Here is a 23,256-nt window from a genome sequence, read left to right on the forward strand (position 1 = left end):
TAATCTCCATATTTTTTTGCATGATTTATCAAAGTGCTGACACAGTAACACTATGACAGTGTAGAAAGACTAATCGATTAATGATACCTTGTACAATATCAATGGCGTATAGTTCGATGCTTATGGGGAATCGATTATGACGGTAAGATATGAAATCCGCCACCTGAAGCATTTTATTGCAGTGGCTGAAGAGTTAAATTTCCGTCGGGCAGCCGAACGCCTTAACCTTGCCCAGCCTGCATTGAGCCGTTCAGTCCAACAACTGGAAGGGGTGCTCGGATTCGAATTGTTAAACAGAACAAGTCGACAAGTGAGTCTGACCAAGCCAGGCCAGATTTTTCTACAGGGCGCATATCGGGCCTTGTCGTTACTTGAAGAAACGAATGAGCAAGCTCAAAGGGCGCTCAAGGGAGAAGCCGGAAAGTTATGTATTGGTTTTACTGATTTCGCGATTACTGGCCGTTTACCGGCGATTCTCGATGCTTTTCGCAGTGCCTATCCAGACATTAAATTGGAACTGACCCACGGCTTTACCTATCGTCAGGTCGAAGATGTGAAAGAAGGAAAGCTGGATTTCGGCTTTGTCACCAGTCCCATTGGCGAGCGGGAGCTGGACGGCATTACGGTGCAGAAGGATCGGTTGGTGGCCGTTGTTCCCAGTCAGCACCCACTGGCTGCCCGTTCTTCTATCTATCTTAAGGAACTGAGTGAGGAACCCTTCGTCATGGGACTGGCCACCGGCTGGCAGCACTTCCACCTACACGTTCAGGCGATTTGTCTTGGACGGGGCTTTCAGCCCAGGGTGATCCAGGAAGCCTATAACAGTGAGGGCATTTTCGGTTTTATTGAGGCCAATATGGGCGTGACGCTACACGTCGAATGTGTACGCAATTACTACCGAAAGGGCACGACTATCCTGGATCTGGAGGACGTTGAAGAACAAATACTCACCGAAATGATCTGGTTGCGAGGTGACAAGACCCCGATTCAACAGCAGTTTATCCGGTTCATTCAACAGCACTTTTCAGAGGATAAGAAGAAATCCGGACCTGACTCTTCTGATGCAGCTGTGGGTTGAACACCGGCCAGAACCCGGCCTTTATATCCCGAATTCCGCCCCTACAATGCGGCGCTTTGTGTCGAAAAAGGAAGCAAAGTCCATGTACTCTCTCCATCTTGCCCTAAAGGAATATCAAGATGGCTATGCCCCGCCCGCTGTTCTGGGGCGAAACCCGGCCAAAAGAGCAGTCCGCCGACGCGGCTCCGCGCATTCATGACTACGGCATGGGCTATCGCTGGCGTTGGCAATGACCCTTAACAGCCTGTATTTACTGCCGGAATGGCAGGGCTATGGGATGGGCTCGGCGGTGAACTGGGTGGTTAGTGAGCTGATCTGCCGGGTGCTGAGCCCACCCCTCAAACAGGCTCTGCCGAGTGATCTGGTCGCGCCGCCGGCGATGTAGTTTGATGCCACCTATACCAGCAGCCGGTCAGCGCCTGGACCGGCAGATAACCAGCGGCTGGCGGCCCTGGCTCGGCGAGAAGCCCGCTATCGCCGGCAAGCGGCACTCAGTCTGCCGAGCGATGCAGACACAGCTCGGCAATTTGCTGCGCCTTGGCCATGCTGATGCCCTGTTTGAAGTCATGCACCAGTTCATGGTCTGCCTCGTGTAGGGTGAGGCTGGGCCTGTGAACCCTGTCGAGGGGATACACGCTGGCCGCCAGCGCATAGGTGTCCGGATACCAGGGCAGATAATTACAGAGCCAGCCAAAATAGGTACTGTTAATGTCCGGTTCATCATAGTGGGCCAGATAGTGCCGATAGCTCTGCCTGCTCAGTGATACCCAGATCCCCCATATAAAGGGATCGGTCACGCCATGAATGGGGATATCCAGTACTGCCCGGGCAAAGTAGTGCTCGCCGTCCCCATCCTGGTAATGGCACAGGTCGCTGTCCAGCCGGCCCCGGGCCTGGATTTCCGCCGGCTGCTCCAGCCAGGGGGCGGGCGCCAGAAATGCAAAGCTGGGCGAGCCCTGATGCCGTTTTCCGCAACAGGTGCATGTAAAACAGAAGGTTTCCGACATCTCCCTCTCCTTCATTTATCAACAGGGCCGTGACTGAAGCGCCTTGCTCCCCCGTGTTCAACGGCGAACCGCTCCTGAGCGATGGGGGACTGCTATCCTTAACCGATGGCATTAATCATAGAAGGTGAGACTCAATATGCACTTTATGATTGTCTGGAGGTTCAGGCCCGAGCACACCCAAAGTGCCATCGCCCGTTTCAATGATACCGGCGGTGCGCCGCCCCCAGGGGTCACCATGCTGGCCAGATGGCACGATGTGGCCGGTTCGCGGGGTTTTGCCATTGCCGAAAGCGATGATGTTGTGGCGGTATCTAAATGGTGTCACGACTGGACCGATTTATTGTCTTTTGAAGTGATTCCGGTGCTGGATGATCAACAGCTTACACAGGTGATCGGAGGCTGAACCGGCGGGCAGGAAAACCGGAGGGGCGGCCCGTAATACGGCACCACAAGGGCCCGAGCGACACAGCAACAGGGTCGGAGAATGGAGAGCGATGGCCGGCTTATCGGTGTGGCGGGGCCAGCCCCCGGTTGATGATGTCAATCAAGCGCCGCTCATTGGCAAAGGCGGCGAACGCCATCACAATCGTTAACGCCACGAATACCAGGAAGGTCAGGGTCACTACCGGCAACAAGGCGGCCATCAGTGGTATGGTGGTGTCGGACAGGGCCCCCGACTGTAGGTCGGCCGTTACTGCCCAAGGGTTGATCAGGTGGGGAACCGACCACCACAGCCAGGCTGCGAATGCGATAACGAGCAGCAGCAGGACGCCGCCGACCCAGGGCCAGTGGCTGGTGAGTGCCGCGCGCCGGGCGACGAACAGCGATTCTTCCGGAGACAGTTTCATCATCTACTCCCTTGCCTGAACCGTACGGACAAGCCGGCGGCTTAGTCGAAATCCACCGCCCTGAAGTGCGGGTTGTCGGTGCCCGCTTCCATCCTTGCCACCGACGCCAGGACCACCAGGCGTTCCGCATCGTCGACCCTGAGCTTGATACATTCTTCCCGATTGTCATTACGCTGGGTATCGAGGGCGATACCGGCTATTTCGGCGCCGGAAGTCAGGGTTAATGTGATCGGATACTTATACAGGCAGGCAATCTCGATATAGTCATGCTGCTCGCAGCTCATCATGATACGACTCCTCACTACTGAATGATTACCTTATAGCAGGGGGAGCGATAATGTCATAAAAAAGCCCCGGGCCATGCCGGGGCAGACAGGATGACGGGCCGACATCAGCTCTCGGGAATGGCGGCGATCACCGAGATTTCCACCAGCAGTTCGGGGCTGGCCATGGCGGCTTCCACACAGGCCCGGGCCGGGGCGTGACCGGCGGGCACCCAGGCGTCCCATACCTGGTTCATTTCGGCAAACAGGCTCATGTCCTTCACATAGATGGTGGCGCTTAGCAGATGCCGGCGGTCGCAACCGACCTCGGCGAGCAGGGCGTCGACCTTGGCCAGCATGGTGCGGGTCTGTTCGGCCATGCCCTGGCTGCGATCTTCGGCGACCTGGCCGCAGAGGTAGACGGTGTTGTTGTGAACCACGATACGGCTCATGCGCTCGCTGGTGTGATGGCGTACTAGGGTCATGATGTCTCCTGATGAGTATTGAGGCCGCCATCCCAGGACGGCGGTCGATAGGTTATTGGTGGTCGCTGTTGTCCAGTGAGGTCAGCTCCTTCAGGAGCAGCGGCTTGATCGGCGAACGGATGCGGTAATAGCCGACCTCGGCCGGGCTGGTCTGGCGGGTATCGGCAATGATTTGCGCCACCGTCAGGCCGCACATGCGGCCCTGGCAGGGACCCATGCCGACCCGGCTGAAGGCCTTGGTCTGGTTGGGCCCGGTGCATCCCATGCGGGCGTAGCGGCGGATGTCACCGGCGGTCACTTCTTCGCAGCGACACACAAGGGTGTCGTCGGCAGGCGTCAGAAACTCCCCGGCGGGTTGATAGAGTACATCCAGGAAGGGGCGGATCGCCATGATCGGGGCCAGCGCCCGCCGCACCGGCGCGGCCTGCCGATCACGTTCGCCGGGAGCCATGCGACCCAGCTGGCAGCTGATTTGCCAGGCCGCCAGTCGGCCGGCCTGTTCGGCGGCCACGGCACCGCCAATACCGGCGCCGTCGCCGGCGATGAAGATACCTTCGATGTCGGTTTCGCCCCAGCTGTCGGTACCGGGGCGCCAGCACAGCTGCTGTTCGTCCCATCTGTGGTTGATGCCGATGGCTCGGCTCAGCTGTACATTAGGTACCACGCCCTGGTGTACCAGCAGGCTGGTGGCGGCCAGGGACTGTTCCCTGCCCTTGTGGGTGAAGCGTACCCGGGCCAGCTTACCGTCGTCGGCCTCGGCCTTCAGCCCGCTCACCCGACTCAGGCAGGGCACGTCGGAGCGCTTCAGTTGTGCCAGATAGCCGAGGCCCTTGAGCAGCATCTTCCAGCCGCGCAGCGCGCCGCCGAGATGTCGGCTGGCCTTGAGGTAGTTGTCGCGCGGTGTGGTATCGAGCACGGCGGCGATCTCGACGCCGGCTCTGTGCAGCTGCAGGGCAATCAGCAGCAACAGGGGGCCGCTGCCGGCCAGCACCAGGGGCGTCGGCGGTGTCAGGCCGCTGGTCTTGAGCATGATCTGGGCGGCGCCACAGCTCATCACCCCGGGCAGTTGCCAGCCGGGGAAGGGCACGGGTCTTTCCTGGGCACCGGTGGCCAGCAGTATCCTGCGTGCCTGCAGGGTGCGTGCCCGGCCTCCCGCAGAAAAACGTACTTCCCGCTCTTGGGTGATTTCCCACACGGTCGCCGACGGTATGTAGTCGACCCGGGCGGCCTTGAACGGCGCCAACAGGCTGCGTCCGTGGTAATAGTCTGCGCCCAGGATGCCTTCGTCCCGGGGGGCCGGCGCCGAGATGGCCCTGTATATCTGGCCGCCGGGGGCGGCCTGCTCGTCCAGGAGGGCGACCGTCAGTCCCTGTTCGGTGGCGGCGCCGGCGGCGGCCATGCCCGCCGGGCCGGCGCCGACGATCACCAGATCATACTGCTTCATGGACATCTCCCTGCGCGAGTTCGCGGGCGCCCAGTTGGCGGCGCACCTTCATGCCTTCCGTTACCTGTACCATGCAGCCCTGCACGTTGGGCAGGCCGTCGATCTCCACCAGGCATTCGAAACAGATGCCCATCATGCAGTAGGGGGCGCGGGGGCTGCCGGACACCGGGGTGGTTCGCGACGGAGTACAGCCGGCCGCGAGCATGGCGGCGGCCACCGAATCGCCCTCGCGGGCGCTGAAGGGCCGGCCGTCAATCTCGATATTGACGGTGGCGGTGATCGTGGTGTCCAGGCGGTTAAAGGGGGAATCGGTTTGCACTGAATGCCTCCAGGGAAATCTCTGTGTCTTTGCCAAGCAGCCAGTCGACCAGGGGGCCGGTATGCACGGCACCCAGGGTCACGCCGCTGTGGCAGGTCACCACATAGGCCCCCGGATACTGTGCCGACTGCTGATAGATGGGATAGCCGTCCGGGGTCATTACCCGCAGGGCACCCCAGGCACGGATCAACCGCACCTTTTCCAATATCGGATACATGCGGATGGCGCGGGCGGCAATCTTGCCGATCTCCTCGGCGGTGGTGCCGGTATCCAGGCCCACATCCTCCTTGGAGTCCCCCAGCTGTACCGTGCCTTCGCCGGTCTGGCGTACATGGCCGGTGGGATAGCTGATAAAGGGTTTGAGTCGCTCGGTGATCAGTACCTGGCCACGGTTGGGCTCAACCGGTGCATGCAGGCCCAGCTGGGGAGCCAGCGCCTTGTTGCCCAGCCCGGCGGCCAGTACTACCTTGGCGGCGCGCAGGCGGGTACCGTTCAGTTGTACCTCGAAGCCGGCACCTGGTTGAGGCAGGATGCGCGTTACCGGCTGGTCGTTGATAAGGTTTCCACCGTGCAGTTCAAAGGCCTGATGCAGGGCCCGGAACAGCAGCAGCGGGTTGAGGTGGCCATCCATGGGTGACCAGGTGGCCCCGGCAATGTCGGGTCCCAGCGCCGGCTCCTTTTCCCGAGCCTGGCCGGCGTTCAGCACTTCGAAGGGATAGTCGCCGTCGGCGTCCTGTTGCATCCGGGTCAGCATCTCGGCCCGCTGTTGCAGGGTGTCCTGCTCCAGGCAAACATAGAGGCCGCCCTGTTGGCGCAGCTCGATATCGATGCCGGTATCCTGTTGCAGACTGGCGGCCAGCGCCGGCCAGAGCCGGGCCGACAGCCGGGAAAGCCGGGCGTAATCGGGGCAGGTGTCGCCCTTGCCCTGCACCCAGACCAGGCCGAAGTTGCCACGCGAGGCCCGCAGCGCCTGATCGCCTTCGTCAAAGACGGTGACCGTTTTGCCCCGGCGCAGCAGGCCGTAGGCCAGGGACATGCCCACCAGGCCGCCGCCGATAATGGCCACATCGACCTCACCGGGGGTGTCATGGTTGCGAACCGACATCATGTTCTCCTTTGGCAAATTGGAGTAAATCACCTTTCCCGAACGGGTTACAGCAGTCAGGATCGAATGCAGACTCGCCGTGCTCTAAAGCCATCTTCGCTTGGTCGCGGCTGCGAATATTCACTGGATATTCGGTCCGCAACCAGGCTCGATACAGGCAGCGAGCTGCCCCTTGGGGGCTCCACCACGCCATCCCTGGCGCAGAGGGTCTGCTTATCGGCTCCTGACTCCTGTCTAACCGCAAGAAAGTGTAAGCGAGTAAGTTGAAGTGGATTTACTTGAACTGGGCCAGTACCTGCTCGGCCCAGTCCTGGCCGATATCCTTCATGATTTCGGGCCAGATTTGCTCACGGGCCACCTCGGCATAGGCATCGATGTTCGTATCGGTAACTGTCACTATGGTGGCGCCGGCATCGGCCAGGCGTTGCTCATAGGCGGCTTGATCGGCCTGGGCGGATTCCCAGCGGCGTTGTTCGAAGGCTTGGGCGGCCTGCTCCAGAGCGGCGCGCTCATCTTCATCCAGATCTGCATAGCGCTCGGCATTGATCTGCAGGAACCACACCTCGAAGTGGGTGTTGAGCGGCACATAAGATTTGGTCACGTCGCGGAACGAGGCGAAGTAGCCCTCGGCGCCTGAGCCCATGACACCGTCCACCACCCCGGTCTGGACCGCGGTGAAGGCTTCGGAGAAGGGCAGGGGTGAGCCGATGAAGCCGGTGTTGTCGGCCAGCATCTGGAACGACTTCATCGGCGGCACCCGCAGCTTGACGCCCTTGTCATGGCCCGGGTCGGCAACCTGGTCTACGTCCCGGTTAAGGGCGATGCCGCCAAAGTAGACCGGCCAGGCGGCCAGCACCTTGATATCCTGGGCCTGATACAGCTCGTCTATGGTGTTGCGCAGTGCCGAGCCCGGCGCGTAAGCGCTCCTGGCGTCGTTCCAGTTTTTCACCATATAGGGCATATAAATAACCTGGAAGCGCTTGTCGGCGCCGGAGGAAGGCGGCTGTACCGCCATGTCGATGGCACCCAGCCCGACCCGCTCCTGCACCACCGTATAGTCGCCGAGGGCATTGGCCGGGTAGACCTTGAGCTTGAGGTCGCCGTCGGTGGCTGCCTTCAGCTCGTCGGAGAGCTGTTGCACGTCCAGGTCGATGGCGGTGCCCTGGGGCCGCACATGGGAAATCTTCAGGGTGGTGGCCTCGGCGGCGGTACCGACCAGGGTCAGCGACAGCAGCAGGCTCTTGGCCAGAGTGGTGTATTCATTCCGTGTTTTCATCATCATTCTCCTTGAGGATTAATAGCCAAACAGGCCGGGTATATATTCAGACAGGTCCGGCCATACCGAGACCAGCACCACTACCGGCAGGTAGCCGAACAGCAGCAGGATCATGGCCGGCTTCACTACCTGGGTGAACGGCACCTTGCCGATGCGCGCCCCCATATAAAGGATGCTGGCGTAGGGCGGGGTCACGCCACCCATGGCGGTGTTGACGCCCATGATGGCGGCGAATTGGATGGGGGTAACGCCGATGGCAGCCATCAGTGGCAACAGCAGGGGCGCAGTCAATATGATGGCGGTGACGTCGTTGACCACCATGCCGATCAGGAACAGGAACAGGTTGATCATGATCAGCAGCAGCACCTTGTCGGTCGTGATCTCGAAGATGGCATCCACCAAGGCCTGGGGGATATCTTCCATCACGTAGATCTGGCTGAGCATCAGGCTGAACAGCACCATGATCAGGATGGCGCCAACGGCGGTGGCGGATTCCTTGCCGGATTCGATAAAGGTGCGCCAGGTCAGCCCCTTGTAGATCATGAAGCCCACCGGGATGGCATAGATAACGGCGATGGCCGCCGCTTCGGTCGGGGTCATGATGCCGCCGTAGATGCCCCCCAGGATGATCACCGGCATCAGCAGCGCCGGCAGGGCGTGGACGGTGCGCGAGGCGCCTTCGCGGATGGCCTCGTTAAAGGGCTTGGGGTCGTCCAGTACCAGCGGGAACTTGCGCGCCATCACCAGGTTGACCAGGGCGAAGTTGAGCATGATCAGCAGGCCCGGCCCCAGGGTGGCGAGGAAGCTGGCGAGGATCGAGGTCTCGGTGACCCAGCCATAGACGATCATGGTCACGCTTGGCGGGATCAGCAGCCCTAGGATGGAGGAGTTGGCGATCAGTGCGGTGGCATAGGCGCGGGGGTAGCCCTGGCGCTCCATCTCGGGGATCAGCAGTGGGCCGATGGCGGCGATGCCGGTCAGGCCGCTGCCGGAAATGGCGCCGATAATGGCGCAGCTGACCGAGGCCACCACCCCCAGGCCGCCGCGGATGCGGCCGACGAACAGGTTGACGAACTTGAGCAGGCTGCCGGCAATACCGCTGACGCTCATCAGGGTGCCGGCAAACACGAACAGCGGCACCGCCAGCAGTACCGGCGTGGCCAGTTGATTGAAGCCCCACAACATGGTGCCTTTCATGGTAGCGTCGCCGAGCAGGCTCATTACCATCAGTCCGGCTCCGAAGCAGAACGGTAGCGGCACGCCTATGGTGAGCAGGATAACGAGCACGGCAAAGGCCAGGATAGCGATCTCAACCATGGAACTTCTCTCCCTTTTGTTGTTCCGTGAGCAGTTTGAACTCGGTCACCTCGACCGGCTCGGGAATGGTGTCGACCCGGTGGACCTCGTCTCCGGTCAGCAGGGTCTGCAGGTGCTTGAGCAGATACCAGCCGACATAGAGGGTCATCACCACCAGCCCCAGGAACAGGGCGGATTCATAGGCGATGGTGGGAATATAGAGGGTCGGACTTTCCTTCCAGACGCGCTTGGCATACTTGAAGTAATCCCAGGCCCACCAGGTCAGCCAGCCGGAGATGACCAGGCTGATAAACTCCGATATCACCGCCAGCCATTGCCGGGCCCGGTCGGTTTTGAGGAACACCTCCAGCACGTTTGCTCGTATCTGGGTGTTTTCCCGGGAGGCATTGACCGCCCCCAGTATGTAGAGCCACATGGTGGGGATCAGCGCCATTTCTTCCAGCCCCATCAGTGGTGTTTCAAACACATAGCGCGAGACCACCTGCACGGCCTGAAATCCGGCCACTATGGTGATCAGCAGGGTCAGTGTGTATCTGAATACCGTTTCCATATTCTTGTCCTTGTCCGTTACACCTGCAGAAACCGGCGGTTATCACCTGTTCTTTCTGTTGTTCATTTTGAAGTCACAAATTAATAACAACAAATCGTTTTATATGGCCTTTGTATAACATTATGTTATTTTGTGGCGAGTCGAATCATAGTGGGGAGCCGGTTGTGGCCAAGTTGAGTTATCGGCAGGTGGAAGCCTTTCGGGCGGTGATGATCGCCGGTACCACCACGGGGGCGGCGGAGCTGCTCTACATTTCGCAACCGGCGGTCAGCCGGTTGCTCAACGATTTTGAAGCGGCGGTGCAGGTCAAGTTGTTTGAACGTCATCACAAGCGATTGGCGCCAACCCCGGAAGCCCTCTTGCTGTTCGAGGAGGTGGAGCGTTCCTTCGTCGGTATCGACCGGCTGGCGACCATGGCGGAAGAGCTGCGTGACTTCCAGCGCGGCAGCCTTAAGGTGGCGGCCATGCCGGCCATCGCGCTGGGCTTCTTGCCCAAGGTGATGCAGAGCTTCAGCGAGCAACACAAGGGCGTCACCCTGACCTTGCAGGTACGCAGCTCCCAGCAGGTGGCCGACTGGATAGCGACCCAGCATTTCGATATCGGCATCGGTGCCGTCAATGTCGCCGATCCCTCGCTGGCGATGGAGGTGCTGGGTGAAGCCGCGCTGATCTGCGCCCTGCCGGCAAATCATCCGCTGGCGGCAAAAGCGGTGATCGTGCCTGAAGACTTGAGAGATCAGCCGTTTATCTCCCTGGGGCCGGAGCAGAGCGTGCGTTACAAGGTGGATGAAGCGTTTGAAAAGGCCAGGGTCAGCCGTCAGCTGGTGTTCGATACCCAGCTTTCCCATGTGGCCTGCTCCTTTGTCGATGCCGGGGCCGGCGTGGCTCTGGTCGACCCGATCACCGCCCTGCACTTTCCGTCCGGCAACCTGGTGTTCCGACCGTTCGAGCCCTGGGTGTCGTTTTCGTACCACCTGATGTATCCGGCCCACAGGGCCAGATCCCGGGCCACCCAGGAGTTCAGCCTGTTATTGAAGCAGAAATTAAGGGAGCTGGTGGCGAACTCGGGCGGTTTGTTGCGCTTAGGCGGGGAACAATAAAAGCGGAGAGACGTGCATAAAAAAGCCCCGGGCATTGCCGGGGCTTGATTGTGACTTTCTGCTGGCTTACAGCTGAGGACCGGCTGCGACCAGGGCCTTGCCTTCTTCGGTATCGGTGAACTTCTCGAAGTTGTCGACGAAACGCTTGGCCAGATCCTTCGCCTTGCCGTCCCATTCGGCCGGGTCGGCATAGGTGTTGCGCGGATCCAGGATGGAGCCGTCTTCCACGCCGTTCAGGGCGGTCGGAATGGCCATGTTGAAGTAGGGCAGCTGAACGAACTCGGCCTCTTCGATGGAGCCGTCGAGGATGGCATTGATGATGGCGCGGGTCGCCTTGATGGAAATCCGCTTGCCGGTGCCATTCCAGCCGGTGTTGACCAGGTAGGCTTCGGCGCCGACCGCATCCATACGCTTGGCCAGTACGTCGGCGTACTGGGTCGGGTGCAGGCTGAGGAAGGCGGCACCGAAGCAGCTGGAGAAGGTCGGGGTCGGCTCGGTGATGCCACGCTCGGTACCGGCCAGTTTGGCGGTGAAGCCGGACAGGAAGTGGTACTGGGCCTGCTCGCGGGTCAGCTTGCTGACCGGAGGCAGTACGCCGAAGGCGTCGGCAGTCAGGAAGATAACCTTCTTGGCATGGCCGGCCTTGGACACGGGCTTGACGATATTGTCGATATGATAGATGGGGTAGGAGACCCGGGTGTTCTCGGTCTTGGAGCCATCATCAAAGTCGATGGTGCCGTCTTCGCTTACGGTGACGTTTTCCAGCAGCGCATCACGGCGGATGGCGGCATAGATTTCCGGCTCGTTTTCCTTGCTCAGCTTGATGGTCTTGGCATAGCAGCCGCCTTCGAAGTTGAACACGCCGTCGTCGTCCCAGCCGTGCTCGTCGTCGCCGATCAGCTCACGCTGGGGATCGGTGGACAGGGTCGTTTTGCCGGTGCCGGACAGGCCAAAGAAGATGGCCACGTCACCGTCTTTGCCGACGTTGGCGGAGCAATGCATGGAAGCAATGCCTTTCAGCGGCAGCAGGTAGTTCATCATAGAGAACATACCTTTCTTCATTTCGCCGCCGTACCAGGTACCGCCGATCAGCTGGACCCGCTCGGTCAGGTTGAAGGCGACAAAGTTTTCGCTGTTCAGGCCCTGCTCTTTCCAGTTGGGGTTGGTGCACTTGGCACCGTTCATCACCACGAAGTCGGGTTCGAAGCCGGCCAGCTCTTCTGCCGTCGGGCGAATAAACATGTTCTTAACAAAATGGGCCTGCCAGGCCACTTCGGTCACGAAACGCACGGAAAGGCGGGTATCCGGGTTGGCACCACAATAGGTGTCAACCACGAACAGGCGCTTGCCGGACAGCTGATTGGTCACCAGTGTCTTCAGCTCGTTCCAGGTTTCGGTGGTCATCGGCTTGTTGTCGTTCTTGCCCTGATCGGCCCACCAGACGGTGTCGCGGGTGACATCGTCACGGACGATATATTTATCCTTGGGAGAACGGCCGGTGAAGATACCGGTATCAACGGCAACGGCACCCAGGTTGGTCACTACGCCTTTTTCATATCCTTCTAAATCCGGGCGGGTTTCTTCGGCAAACAATTGCTCATAGGAAGGGTTATGAAGGATTTCGGTTACATCATTAATACCGTATTGGGAAAGGCCTAATTGTTCCGCCTTGGATGTCATTGTTTTCTCCTGGGTTACAGAGGGGGGTGTTGTTATTAGTGTAATTTTTGGAAAGGAATACTATCAGTAATCAGTAAAAATTTAGGGGATCAGCTTCAAAATTTGCAATTTTTCGCGGCGAAATAAGACCAAAGGGGCATTTTTGCCCCTTTTTAATTAAATAAAACGTTAATGCAGCGTGGTGGAATCATTAAAAATTTGCTGCAGATCGCTATTGTCAAAGCGATAAGAATTGCCGCAATAGTCGCAGTGCATCTGGATCTGACCTTGTTCCTTCAATAGCTCGAGGGCCTCGGCGTGGCCGAGCTGGAGCAGGGCATTTTCACTTTTTTCCCGGGAGCAGGTGCATTTGAAGCTTACCGGCTGGGGCTCGAATACCCGCACCGCTTCCTGGTTATAGAGGCGGTACAGCACGTCCTGGGCATCCAGCTGCAGCAGTTCTTCCGCCTTGATGGTCTGGGTCAGGGCCTGCAGATGTTCAAAGTCCTGGCTTTCATCCGTATCGCCGTTGGGCAGCGCCTGCAGCAGCATGCCCGCCGCCGTCGGCTGCTCGGCGCTCAGCTCGGTGAACAGCCAGATGCGGGTGTTCAGCTGTTCTGACTGGGCAAAGTAGTTTTCCAGGCTGGTGGCCAGGGAGCTGGCGTCCAGCTCTATGATGCCCTGGTAACGCTCGCCTTCGTCCGGGGTGATGGTGATAGCCAGGTAGCCCTTGCCGACCAGGTCGGCGAGTTTGTCGCTGTTGGGCACCTGGCCTTCCCAGCGAGCCACGCCGCGCAGCTGTTGCCGGTGGTCACCGTTGATCACCGCAAGCGATACGGGACCATCGCCCTGCAGCTGTACCGTGATATGCCCTTCAAACTTGAGGGTGGCGGTCAGCAGGCTGGTGGCGACCAGCAGTTCACCCAGCAGTCGTTGTACCGGTGCAGGATAGGCCTGGGAAGACAGTATCTGCCGGTAGCTGTCGCTCAGGCGTACAAGCTCGCCCCTTACTTGATAGTGGTCGAAGAGGTAACGATAAAGCTGGTCATTGTGTGTCATAGTGGCAGTCTCACTCACCCTGTTTGATTTTCAATAAGGTACGTCGTTGTTTCTTGTCCGGCTTGCGCTCCGGGCTGGGGGCAAACTGGCTGTTGAATTTGCGGGCCTCGGCATTCTGCTCCCGCTTGGCCTGGCTCTGGGCGGTTTCTTTATACATGGCTTGCGCCATTTCAGCCTTGCCCCTGACATCCGACAGCATCAATACCACCACGTCTTTTTCGTCATGACCTTGGCGCAGGCGGATGTGGGCGCCGACCTCGACCAGCTTGCTGGGCTTGGTCCGCTGGCCGTTATAGTGCACCTTGCCGCCATCTATCATGGTCCGCGCCAGGCTGCGGGTCTTGTAGAAGCGGGCGGCCCATAACCATTTGTCTAGCCTGATCGGCCTGGTTTCTGTCGTCATCTCGCATTCTCATGCTAAAGCAGACCAGGATTATACCAGATGAGCCAGACTAAGGCGTAGAAGTGGCGTAACATGGCGAGGTGTGCGGAAGTTTGTTATTACTAACGGAACACACCCTATAAGTAACCTCTCTTTATGGGCCAAGGCGCGGAAAAGGGCATGAGCGACGAGAAACAAAAACCTCAGATACTGAGCACGGAACTGGTGGCGGAAAGCCGCTTATTCAAGGTCGAAGCGGTTCATCTGAAATTTAGTAATGGTGTCGAAAGAGTTTATGAAAGGATGCGCAGCAGTGGCCGGGGGGCGGTGATGCTGGTACCCATGCTCGATGACGATACCCTGTTGTTGATCCGGGAATACTCCGCGGGTACTCACAGCTATGAACTGGGTTTCCCCAAGGGACTGATCGACCCGGGTGAAACTGCACTGGAAGCGGGCAACCGTGAGTTGATGGAAGAAATCGGCTATGGGGCGCGCACCCTGCTGCCGATGAAACAGGTATCCCTGGCGCCCGGTTATTTCGGCAGCCGTATGGATATCTTGCTGGCCCGGGATCTGTACCCGGAGCAACGGGAGGGTGATGAGCCGGAGCCGCTGGAAGTGGTGCCCTGGCCCATCAGCCAGCTGGCACAACTGATGACGCTGCCGGAATTCAGCGAGGCCAGGAGTATTTGTGGTCTGTATCTGCTGCAAGACTGGCTCAGAAGAGAGGAAGCCTGATGGATCCTTATGCCTTACTGCCGGGTGTCAAGGTCGCCGCCCGGGAAGCAGGTCGTCTGATCCTGTCGCTGTATGACAGCGGCCAGTATCAGTCGGAACACAAGGATGATGACAGCCCGGTGACCAGTGCCGATCTGGCGGCCCACGACTACCTCGACAAGGCATTGCGGGGGCTGGCCGATATCCCGGTATTGTCCGAGGAAGGAGGCGATATTTCCCTGCAAGAACGGGAGAGCTGGCCCCGCTACTGGCTGGTGGATCCGCTCGACGGAACCCAGGAGTTTATTGCCGGCAGCGGTGACTTCACTACCATGATTGCCCTGGTGGATCAGGGGAAGCCGGTGCTGGGAGTGGTTTATGGGCCTGTGCATGACCTCATGTATTTTGCGGTGCGCGGCCATGGTGCCTTCAAGGAAGTCGCCGGCGAGACGTCGCAGATCCATGCCCGGCACCATGATACGGCGCCGCTGACCCGGTTGCGGGTGGCGATCAGCCGGCGCCAGGATGTGGAGTGGGTGAAGTCCCGACTACACACGGATCTGAAGTGTCAGCTGCTGCCCCTGGGTTCCAGCTCCCTGAAGTCCTGCCTGGTGGCGGAAGGGGGAGCGGACTGCTATATCCGTATCGGCCCCACCGGCGAATGGGATACCGGCGCGACCCAGTGCATAGTGGAAGAGGCGGGTGGACGGCTACTGGATTTAAGTCTGGAGCAGTTGAGTTATAACCGGCGCGAGAGCCTGACCAATCCCAATTTCATTACCCTGGGGGATGCACGGCTGCCCTGGCAGCAGATGCTGGTGCAGCCCGAGTAACATCCCGAAAGCACATCGCCGTCGCGGGCCCGCGACGGCGATGTGTCTTCTGCCAGAGAGGTGGTGTTCGACCTCAGTGGTTCTGCTTGGTCAACTTGTCCAGCAAGCCCATGGCAAATGCCGACAGCACAAAGGTCAGGTGAATCACCACATACCAGAGCAGCTTGCTGTCCGCGATATTCTGGGCGTTCATGAACACCTTCAGCAGGTGGATGGATGAAATGGCAACGATGGAGGCCGCAACCTTCATCTTCAGGGAGCCGGAGTCCATCTTGCCCAGCCAATTCAGCTTTTCCTGGCTTTCATCTATATCCAGCTGGGAGACGAAGTTCTCGTAACCCGAGATCATCACCATCACCAGCAAGCCCCCGACCAGTGCCATATCGATCAGTGAGAGTATCACCAGGATCAGGTCCGCCTCGGCGATGGCGAAGACGTGGGGTAGCAGATGAAAAATTTCTTGGAAGAACTTGATCGCCAATGCCAGTACCGCCAGCGACAACCCGAAATAAATGGGTGCCAGCAGCCAGCGGGAGGCATATAGGAGGTTTTCGACTATACGTTCCATGGTATTTGGAGGCCTTGTTTTTATTCTTCGTCGGCGGCGTAATCTTCTATCTCTATGCCCAGTTCGGTCATGATGGCCCTGGCCCGAGACGGGATCTGGTCGGGTGTATCTTTACGCAGATCTTCGTCTACCGGCAGGGGCTGGCCGGTATAGGCATGCAGGAAGGCCTCGCACAGCAATTCGCTGTTGGTGGCGTGGCGCAGGTTGTTGACCTGCCGGCGCGTGCGCTCGTCGGTAAGTATCTTCAACACCTTGAGCGGTATGGAGACGGTGATTTTTTTGACCTGCTCACTTTTCTTGCCATGCTCGGCGTAAGGGCTGATATATTCGCCGTTCCATTCAGTCTTCATTATCCACCTATTTACAGGTTAAAAATCCGGGCCAGATTGTAACCCTTACCTTTTATATTGGCAATCCAACGGCAAAGCCTTATGGACGTCTGGAAGCCTTGACGGCTTTTATTGGCTGGGGTAATGTGGCTCCCCTTGGAAAACTCTATATGCCCATACAGCTGCCAGCAGTGCAAAGGAGCGGATATGCCCGAATACCAGACCCAGACCCATGCCGTACGTACCGGTATCGACACAGACACCCAGCATGGCGCCGTGGTGCCTCCTGTGTATCTGACCAGCACCTATACCTTTGCCGATTTTAACCAGCCGCGCCAGTTCGACTATACCCGCTCCGGCAACCCTACCCGTCATATCCTGGCCGAGGCGCTGACCAAACTGGAGCAGGGCGCCGGCGCCGCCGTGACCTCCACCGGCATGGGGGCCATCAACCTCATTATCACCTCCCAGCTGCAGGCCGGTGATCTGCTGCTGGTGCCCCACGACTGCTACGGCGGCAGCCATCGGCTGTTCAATGCCCTGGCCAAAAAGGGTAATTTCCGGGTGGAATATGTGGATCAGACCGATGCCGAGGCACTGGCGACGGCCCTGGCCGGCAAGCCTAAACTGGTATGGCTGGAAACGCCCTCCAACCCGCTGTTGCGGGTGGTGGATATCGCCGCCATCTGCGCCGCCGCCAAGGCGACCGGGGCGCTGACCGTGGTCGACAATACTTTCCTGTCGCCGGCCCTGCAACAGCCTCTGACCCTGGGGGCCGATCTGGTGGTGCATTCCACCACCAAGTACATCAATGGTCATTCTGATGTGCTGGGGGGCGCCGTGGTCGCGGCCAGCGGTGAGCTGGCGGAAGAGCTGAACTGGTGGGCCAACTGCCTGGGGTTGACCGGCTCGCCTTTCGACAGCTATCTGACCCTGCGTGGCCTGCGCACCCTGGGTGTACGCATGCGTCAGCATTGTGAAAATGCCGAGGCGCTGGTGGCCTATCTGCAGACCCGGCCCGAAGTCAAAGCCATCTATCACCCGAGCCTGCCTGGCAACGCCGGACACGACATTGCCGCCAGGCAGCAGTCGGGCTTCGGCGCCATGCTCAGTTTCGAGCTGGATACAGACGAAACCGGCTTGAAAACCTTCCTGCAGCAGCTGCAGCTGTTTTCCCTGGCCGAATCCCTTGGTGGGGTGGAAAGCCTGATTGCCCATCCGGCGACCATGACTCATGCGGCCATGGACGAGGCGGCGCGTAATGCCGCCGGCATCAGCAACCAGCTGTTGCGGGTGTCGGTGGGCATCGAAGATGCCCGGGATCTGATCCATGACCTGGACAACGCATTCAAGGTATTGGCGGCATAATGAGCAGCTTTCAGCCAGATCCCGGCCTGCACCGTCGGCCGGTGCATAAATTCGGGGGCAGCAGCCTGGCCGACAGCGCCTGTTTTCACCGGGTGGCCGGCATCATCAGCCGACTGCAGCAACCCGATGCGCTGGTGGTGGTCTCGGCACCCGGCAAGACTACCAACCGTCTGATCGAGTTGCTGAATTTGTTTACCAGCGGCGACAGTGCCGCCCCCGAGGCGCTGTCCGGACTGCATGCCTTTCAGCTGGGACTGATAGAAAGCACCCTGGGTGATGCAGGTAGTGAGCTGGTGGCGGCGTTGAATGACGACATTCAGACCATCGCCAGCGTATTGGAACACCAGCGGCTGGACGAATATACCCGCAACCAGATCCAATCGTTCGGCGAGCTCTGGTCCTCCCGGCTGCTGGCGGCCCTGCTGGCGGGACAGGGCATGCCGGCAGCCAGCCTGGATGCCCGTCGCTTCCTGCAGGTGTCCGGTACCCCGGTGCAGGTAGACGAGGCCGTCTCCCGGCAACAGCTGGCAGAGATCCTGGCAGAGCACCCCGATTGCATCCTGGTGGTGACCGGCTTTATCGCCGCCGACGACAAGGGGCGCACCCGTCTGCTGGGGCGCAATGGCTCCGACTTCAGCGCAACTCTGCTGGCTGCCCTGGCCGACAGTAGCGAGAGTACCATCTGGAGCGATGTGCCCGGGGTGTTCAGTGCCGATCCCCGGCGGGTGAAGGACGCCAGCCTGTTGACCCGGCTGTCGCTGCCGGAGGCGGCCGAACTGGCCCGCCTGGGATCCTCTGTGCTACATAGCCGCACCCTGGGGCCGGTGGCGGCCAGCCGTCAGCAGCTGATGCTCAGGTGCAGTTATCATCCGGACGACGGCCATACCCGTATCCTGCGTCAGGCCGGTCGCGGCCAGGGCGCGCGTATCGTCACCTCGGTCGACGATACCGTGTTGCTGGAACTGACCATTCCCCGCAATTACCAGGCCACGGTCGAGGCCCTCGGCGAGTGGCTGGGCCGGCGTGAACTGGCCCCTCTGGCCAGCAAGCGCAGGCCGGACAGCAAGCTGTGGCAGCTGGCCTATACCCGTGAGCAGGCGGATCAGGTGTTTGAGCTGTTGCGGGATCATCAGCCGGCCGGTGGTTTTGAGGGCCTGCAGGCAAAAGACGGCTATTCCCTGTTGGCGCTGGTCGGCAAAGGCGTGACCGAACAGGCGGAGCAGTGCCTGCACTTTTATCATGCGTTAAACGAACAGCCGCTGGAGTTTATCCAGCCCGCCAGCAATGGCCTCAGCCTGGTGGCCGTGGTGCGCAAGATGGTACTGGATCCGTTGTTGATCCGCCTTCACCAGAGCCTGTTCAGCCGACCCAGGCGGGTGGGGCTGGTGTTGTTTGGCCGGGGTAATATCGGTCAGGCCTGGTTGCGGCTTTACCAGCAGCAGAAACAGCGGCTCGAACAGGAGCTGAATGTACTGGTCACCCTCTATGGGGTGTTCGATTCCCGTGGTGCCATGCTCGCCAGCCAGGGGCTGGAGCTGGAGCAGGTGCTGGACGATTTTCAGCCGAAGGGCGTGGCCTGGCCGGATTGGCTCGAAGCCTTGGAAGAGCATGGTTTTGACAGCCTGGTCGCCCTGGATCTGACCGCCTCCGACAGCCTGGTGCAGTATTATCCGGCCATGGTACAGCAGCATATCCACCTGATTGCCGCCAACAAGCTGGCGGGCGCGGCGGAGCAAGACAGCTACCTCAGGCTCAAGCAAACCCTCAACGAGCACAAGGTTCGCTTCTTAAGCAATGCCACCGTCGGCGCCGGCCTGCCGGTGCAGAGTAGCCTGCAGATGCTGCAGCAGTCGGGCGAACAGATCAGTGCCATCAGCGGTATCTTCTCCGGCACCCTGAGCTGGCTGTTTCAGCATTTCGACGGCAGCCGGCCCTTCTCCGAGCTGGTGCTGGAGGCCTGGGAACAGGGGCTGACCGAGCCGGATCCGCGCGAGGATCTCAATGGCCAGGATGTGAAGCGCAAGCTGGTGATTCTGGCTCGGGAAGCGGGTTTCGACCTGGATCCGGCCCAGGTTCGGCTGACCTCCCTTGTGCCTGATGTCTTGCTCGGGCTGGACAAGGACGGCTTTATCGAGCGGATGCAGGAGCTGGATCAGCCCCTGGCCGAGGCCCTGGCCCGGGCCCGGGAGCAGGGTGGCGTACTGCGCCATGTGGCGCGTTTTGCCGCGGACGGTGAGGCCAGCGTGGGCCTGACGGTGCTGCCGGCGGATCACGCCTTTGCCCACCTGCGCCCCGGTGACAACATCTTTGCCATCGAAACCCAGCACTATGCTGAAAACCCGCTGGTGATCCAGGGGCCGGGCGCCGGGCGGGAAGTCACCGCCGCCGCCGTGCAGGCCGACCTCTGGAGCCTGCTGGCCGGTCTGTAAACTCAGGACCGGCTCCCGCATCAGCAGAAGCCGGTCTCTGATGACATCGACCCCCTTACCAACTGCCTGTTAGTGGCACATGTCTTGTGTCACGGCTTTGCCATGTCAATTTTATTCGTGGGCTGCCCTTATGAGCGAGGATGGGGTACTGTAGCTACTCTTGTATTTGTTTTTTGAATGCAGCTGCATCTTTGGTGAAACTATATGTAGGTCGCCGGGCGTTGCGGCTTATGTCCCTATAACCTTTTGCAGGAAGCAGGCCCTATGCGATTTACCCTGAAACAGCTACGTTACTTTGTGGTCGCCGGAGAGCTCAGCAGCGTGACCCGGGCCGCCGAACAGCTGCACGTTTCCCAGCCGTCAATTTCCTCCGCCATCCTGCACCTCGAGGAGGTGACAGGCTTGCAGTTGTTTGTTCGCCATCATGCCCAGGGACTGTCACTCACCCCCTCGGGGCGGCAGTTTATCGTCAAGGCAAAGCAGTTGCTGGGGCAGGCGGACGGGCTTGCCCATTACGCCAATACCCTGGGCCAGGATGTGGCGGGCTCCCTGCGTATTGTCGGGTTTCCTACCTTTACGCCGATTCTGGTCCCCGGACTGATCCGGCGCTTTAATGACGCCTATCCGGCGGTCAATGTGCAGTGCGATGAAATGCATCAGAAAGATATCATCCAGGGACTGCAGGACGGCCGATACGAACTGGCATTGACCTATGACTTGCAGCTCCCCTCTTATATCGAGTTCGAGCCGCTAATGGAGTTTCCACCCTATGCGGTGATGGCACTGGATCATCCTCTGGCTGATCGGGATGAACTGTCGCTGGCGGAGTTGGCGGAATATCCCATGGTCCTGCTGGACTGGCCGATGAGCCGGGAATACTTCTATTCGCTGTTCCTGAGCCTGGATCTCGAACCCAACTTTGCCCACTACGCAAAGTCGATGGACATGGTGCGAGGCTTGGTGGCCAACGGCTTTGGCTACTCCCTATTCAATACCCCTCTGGCGAACAACCTGGCACTGGATGGTACCGCCTTTAAGCATGTGCCACTGAAGGAAAACCTCCGGCCCATGCGCATGGGCGTTGCCCGGCTTACCCAGTTCAGGGTGACCCCTGTGGTGGAGGCCTTTACCAAGCAGATGGCACTGCAGGCCAAGGAATTGGCTGGTTCCGTCTTTACCGATAGGCGCTTCTATCGGAGTCTGCAGTAGGCACCTTGCAATGGCATTGAATAGAAAAAGTTGATTCAAGCGAAATAATAATAATATTTTACATATACAGGTAGGCTTCTTAGGCTGGCACTTATGGGGAGGCTTGGACCCTGTCTCGCAGGGGCTCGGCCTTTGGTATAAAAGCAGCCGTTAAACCGGTCTCTTATTATCGAATATCAGGGAAAGGTGGAGTCAACGATGACAGTACAGGAAAGAACATACTGGCTGAATAAACTCGAGCAGATCGAGTTGAAGAGTCAGGCCTTTATTAACGGTGAGTTTGTCGCAGCAAGTGATCGGCAAACTTACGATATCGTCAACCCCGCCACCGGCGAGACACTGGCGGCCATTGCCGCCTGCAGTGCCGCCGATGTGGATGCCGCCGTACAGTCGGCCCGCCAGTCGTTTGAATCCGGCGTCTGGTCCGAAGCCGCGCCCCGCGAGCGCAAGGCGGTGATGAAAAAGCTGGCGCAGCTGATTATGGATAATGCCGAAGAGCTGGCCCTGCTGGAAACGCTGAACGTGGGCAAGCCTGTGCAGGATTCCCTGAACATCGATATTCCCGGTTCGGCGGGCTGTTTCGAATGGTATGCAGAGGCGGCCGACAAACTTTATGGCGAGGTGGCCCCCACCGACGGCAACAACCTGGCCACTATTACCCGGGAGCCGGTGGGGGTGGTCGCCGCCGTGGTGCCCTGGAACTTCCCGCTCGATATTGCCGCCTGGAAGCTGGGTCCGGCACTGATCAGCGGCAACTCGGTGATTCTCAAACCGGCCGAGCAGTCGCCGCTGACCGCCCTGCGTCTGGCCGAGCTGGCTAAAGAGGCTGGCCTGCCCGATGGCGTGCTCAACGTGGTGACCGGCCATGGTCATATAGTGGGCAAGGCGTTGGGTCTGCATCAGGACGTGGACTGCCTGGCCTTTACCGGCTCTACCCGAGTCGGCAAGCTGTTTATGGGCTATGCGGCCGAGTCCAATATGAAACAGGTATGGCCCGAGACCGGTGGCAAGAGCCCCAACCTGATCTTTGCCGATTGCGCCCTCGAGGATGCGGTCGATAATGCTATCAATGGGATCTTCTTCAACCAGGGTGAGGTCTGCTCGGCCAACTCCCGCATCCTGATCGATAACCGCATCAAGGCACAGTTTGTCGATAAGTTCCTGGCCAAGGCCAAGTCTCTGAAAGTCGGTGACCCGCTAGACCCGGATACCCGGGTAGGGGCGCTGATCGACGTCAATCATGCCGAGCGAGTGCGTGAATGCATTCGCAAGGCGCAGGCGGAAGGGGCCCGCTTGCTGGCCGGTGGCGAGGGCGAAGCCGGTTCGACCCGCATTGAGCCGACCGTGTTTGATTTGGTTACCCCGGACATGACCATAGCCCGGGAAGAGGTATTCGGTCCCGTGGTGGCATTGATCGGTTTCGATAGCGAAGAGGAAGCGGTGGCCATTGCCAACGACTCCATCTTCGGCCTGGCGGCCTCGCTATGGACCAATGACCTTAATCGGGCCCATCGGGTCTCCCGCAAGCTGAGGGCGGGCAGCGTATCGGTGAATACCATGGATGCTCTGGACTTCAGCACCCCCTTCGGCGGCTACAAGCAGTCCGGTTTCGGCCGCGACTTGTCGCTGCATGCCATCGACAAGTTTACCCAGCTGAAAACTACCTGGATAAAGCTGAAATAATCTGAAAAACGTTACTATCTTGCCATTACCGCCGCCGTCATGTCCGACGGCGGTTTTTTATGGGCGGCTGCTGGACGAAACTTTATAAAGGCCATGCCCAGATTTATACCTTGGGTGTCTTACCGTCGTCCCGCGAAGTGAGGGCGTGTTTGATATAGCTCCATTATTCAGTGCTGTGCAGTGGTGATTGGATACTTGCCTTCACAGGCATGATGAAGCAGGAAC

Annotated in this window: 25 protein-coding genes; 10 read left to right on the forward strand and 15 right to left on the reverse strand. The window is 59.4% G+C overall.

All coding sequences use genetic code 11. The features are described 5' to 3' along the window. The first annotated feature begins 136 nt into the window (after window positions 1–136). Together DCS96_RS13595 and DCS96_RS18715 are read left to right on the forward strand one after the other, a co-directional pair. Window positions 137–1,078 (forward strand): LysR family transcriptional regulator, encoded by a 942-nt coding sequence (locus DCS96_RS13595; protein WP_116474934.1) that lies wholly within the window; start codon window positions 137–139, stop codon window positions 1,076–1,078. Between the two features lie 229 nt (window positions 1,079–1,307). Next, entirely contained in the window at window positions 1,308–1,463 is a 156-nt protein-coding gene (locus DCS96_RS18715) for a hypothetical protein (protein WP_198650080.1), read from the forward strand. Between the two features lie 106 nt (window positions 1,464–1,569). On the opposite strand, the gene DCS96_RS13605 is transcribed toward DCS96_RS18715, so the two are convergent. Continuing rightward, on the reverse strand, window positions 1,570–2,085 hold the full coding sequence (locus DCS96_RS13605; RefSeq protein WP_116474935.1) for a DUF2199 domain-containing protein: 516 nt from the start codon (window positions 2,083–2,085) through the stop codon (window positions 1,570–1,572). 136 nt (window positions 2,086–2,221) lie between these two features. Between DCS96_RS13605 and DCS96_RS13610 the strand changes: the two genes are divergently transcribed. After that, window positions 2,222–2,488 carry a DUF3303 domain-containing protein gene (locus DCS96_RS13610; protein ID WP_116474936.1) on the forward strand — a complete coding sequence of 89 codons (267 nt, stop codon included), beginning with the start codon at window positions 2,222–2,224 and terminating at the stop codon, window positions 2,486–2,488. Between the two features lie 100 nt (window positions 2,489–2,588). Here DCS96_RS13610 and DCS96_RS13615 read toward each other — a convergent pair whose 3' ends face one another. The 9 genes from DCS96_RS13615 to DCS96_RS13655 form a co-directional block, all read right to left on the reverse strand. Next, entirely contained in the window at window positions 2,589–2,933 is a 345-nt protein-coding gene (locus DCS96_RS13615; protein ID WP_116474937.1) for a hypothetical protein, read from the reverse strand. A 41-nt stretch (window positions 2,934–2,974) separates the two neighbouring features. Next, on the reverse strand, window positions 2,975–3,220 hold the full coding sequence (locus DCS96_RS13620) for a Rho-binding antiterminator (RefSeq protein WP_116474938.1): 246 nt from the start codon (window positions 3,218–3,220) through the stop codon (window positions 2,975–2,977). 104 nt (window positions 3,221–3,324) lie between these two features. Beyond that, window positions 3,325–3,681 carry a RidA family protein gene (locus DCS96_RS13625; protein WP_116474939.1) on the reverse strand — a complete coding sequence of 119 codons (357 nt, stop codon included), beginning with the start codon at window positions 3,679–3,681 and terminating at the stop codon, window positions 3,325–3,327. A gap of 52 nt (window positions 3,682–3,733) precedes the next feature. Next, window positions 3,734–5,125, reverse strand: coding sequence for an FAD/NAD(P)-dependent oxidoreductase (locus DCS96_RS13630; RefSeq protein ID WP_198650081.1), 1,392 nt, complete (start codon window positions 5,123–5,125; stop codon window positions 3,734–3,736). Further along, window positions 5,112–5,444: a (2Fe-2S)-binding protein gene (locus DCS96_RS13635; protein ID WP_116474941.1), complete on the reverse strand. Its 333-nt coding sequence runs from the start codon at window positions 5,442–5,444 to the stop codon at window positions 5,112–5,114. Before DCS96_RS13635 ends, DCS96_RS13630 begins: the two co-directional genes overlap by 14 nt. After that, the gene (locus tag DCS96_RS13640) at window positions 5,422–6,549 is read right to left on the reverse strand and encodes an NAD(P)/FAD-dependent oxidoreductase (RefSeq protein WP_116474942.1); all 1,128 of its coding nucleotides are present in this window, start codon (window positions 6,547–6,549) and stop codon (window positions 5,422–5,424) included. The genes DCS96_RS13635 and DCS96_RS13640 overlap by 23 nt, the downstream gene beginning before the upstream one ends. 274 nt (window positions 6,550–6,823) lie before the next feature. Further along, window positions 6,824–7,825 carry a TRAP transporter substrate-binding protein DctP gene (dctP, locus tag DCS96_RS13645; RefSeq protein WP_198650082.1) on the reverse strand — a complete coding sequence of 334 codons (1,002 nt, stop codon included), beginning with the start codon at window positions 7,823–7,825 and terminating at the stop codon, window positions 6,824–6,826. 18 nt (window positions 7,826–7,843) lie between these two features. Continuing rightward, entirely contained in the window at window positions 7,844–9,142 is a 1,299-nt protein-coding gene (locus DCS96_RS13650) for a TRAP transporter large permease (protein ID WP_116474944.1), read from the reverse strand. After that, the gene (locus DCS96_RS13655) at window positions 9,135–9,692 is read right to left on the reverse strand and encodes a TRAP transporter small permease (RefSeq protein WP_116474945.1); all 558 of its coding nucleotides are present in this window, start codon (window positions 9,690–9,692) and stop codon (window positions 9,135–9,137) included. Before DCS96_RS13655 ends, DCS96_RS13650 begins: the two co-directional genes overlap by 8 nt. Before the next feature lie 164 nt (window positions 9,693–9,856). On the opposite strand from DCS96_RS13655, the gene DCS96_RS13660 reads away from it, so the two are divergent. Then, entirely contained in the window at window positions 9,857–10,792 is a 936-nt protein-coding gene (locus tag DCS96_RS13660; protein ID WP_116474946.1) for a LysR substrate-binding domain-containing protein, read from the forward strand. Between the two features lie 66 nt (window positions 10,793–10,858). Here the strand turns inward: DCS96_RS13660 and pckA are convergent, their stop codons facing one another. From pckA to hslR, 3 genes are all read right to left on the reverse strand, one after another. Continuing rightward, window positions 10,859–12,472: a phosphoenolpyruvate carboxykinase (ATP) gene (pckA, locus tag DCS96_RS13665; protein ID WP_116474947.1), complete on the reverse strand. Its 1,614-nt coding sequence runs from the start codon at window positions 12,470–12,472 to the stop codon at window positions 10,859–10,861. Window positions 12,473–12,640: 168 nt separating this feature from the next. Further along, a complete protein-coding gene (gene hslO / locus DCS96_RS13670) occupies window positions 12,641–13,510 on the reverse strand; it encodes an Hsp33 family molecular chaperone HslO (RefSeq protein WP_116474948.1) in 870 nt (289 codons plus the stop codon). Between the two features lie 10 nt (window positions 13,511–13,520). After that, the gene (gene hslR, locus DCS96_RS13675) at window positions 13,521–13,913 is read right to left on the reverse strand and encodes a ribosome-associated heat shock protein Hsp15 (protein WP_116474949.1); all 393 of its coding nucleotides are present in this window, start codon (window positions 13,911–13,913) and stop codon (window positions 13,521–13,523) included. A gap of 159 nt (window positions 13,914–14,072) precedes the next feature. On the opposite strand from hslR, the gene nudE reads away from it, so the two are divergent. Together nudE and cysQ are read left to right on the forward strand one after the other, a co-directional pair. Continuing rightward, window positions 14,073–14,633 carry an ADP compounds hydrolase NudE gene (nudE, locus tag DCS96_RS13680; RefSeq protein ID WP_116475034.1) on the forward strand — a complete coding sequence of 187 codons (561 nt, stop codon included), beginning with the start codon at window positions 14,073–14,075 and terminating at the stop codon, window positions 14,631–14,633. Further along, the gene (gene cysQ / locus DCS96_RS13685; RefSeq protein ID WP_198650088.1) at window positions 14,630–15,445 is read left to right on the forward strand and encodes a 3'(2'),5'-bisphosphate nucleotidase CysQ; all 816 of its coding nucleotides are present in this window, start codon (window positions 14,630–14,632) and stop codon (window positions 15,443–15,445) included. Before nudE ends, cysQ begins: the two co-directional genes overlap by 4 nt. 73 nt (window positions 15,446–15,518) lie before the next feature. On the opposite strand, the gene DCS96_RS13690 is transcribed toward cysQ, so the two are convergent. Then, window positions 15,519–16,013, reverse strand: coding sequence for a TIGR00645 family protein (locus DCS96_RS13690; RefSeq protein ID WP_116474951.1), 495 nt, complete (start codon window positions 16,011–16,013; stop codon window positions 15,519–15,521). Window positions 16,014–16,033: 20 nt separating this feature from the next. Beyond that, window positions 16,034–16,363: a met regulon transcriptional regulator MetJ gene (metJ, locus tag DCS96_RS13695; protein WP_116474952.1), complete on the reverse strand. Its 330-nt coding sequence runs from the start codon at window positions 16,361–16,363 to the stop codon at window positions 16,034–16,036. A 186-nt stretch (window positions 16,364–16,549) separates the two neighbouring features. Here metJ and metB point away from each other — a divergent pair, with 186 nt between their 5' ends. From metB to DCS96_RS13715, 4 genes are all read left to right on the forward strand, one after another. Then, complete coding sequence (gene metB, locus DCS96_RS13700; RefSeq protein WP_116474953.1) at window positions 16,550–17,710, forward strand: cystathionine gamma-synthase; 1,161 nt, start codon at window positions 16,550–16,552, stop codon at window positions 17,708–17,710. Continuing rightward, complete coding sequence (gene metL, locus DCS96_RS13705) at window positions 17,710–20,139, forward strand: bifunctional aspartate kinase/homoserine dehydrogenase II (RefSeq protein WP_116474954.1); 2,430 nt, start codon at window positions 17,710–17,712, stop codon at window positions 20,137–20,139. The genes metB and metL overlap by 1 nt, the downstream gene beginning before the upstream one ends. A gap of 264 nt (window positions 20,140–20,403) precedes the next feature. Next, the gene (locus DCS96_RS13710; protein ID WP_116474955.1) at window positions 20,404–21,348 is read left to right on the forward strand and encodes a LysR family transcriptional regulator; all 945 of its coding nucleotides are present in this window, start codon (window positions 20,404–20,406) and stop codon (window positions 21,346–21,348) included. A gap of 198 nt (window positions 21,349–21,546) precedes the next feature. Further along, window positions 21,547–23,031 carry an aldehyde dehydrogenase gene (locus DCS96_RS13715; protein WP_116474956.1) on the forward strand — a complete coding sequence of 495 codons (1,485 nt, stop codon included), beginning with the start codon at window positions 21,547–21,549 and terminating at the stop codon, window positions 23,029–23,031. Window positions 23,032–23,256 lie beyond the last annotated feature (225 nt).

It is taken from the genome of Zobellella maritima (assembly GCF_003075035.1).
Classification (GTDB): Bacteria; Pseudomonadota; Gammaproteobacteria; order Enterobacterales; family Aeromonadaceae; genus Oceanimonas; species Oceanimonas maritima.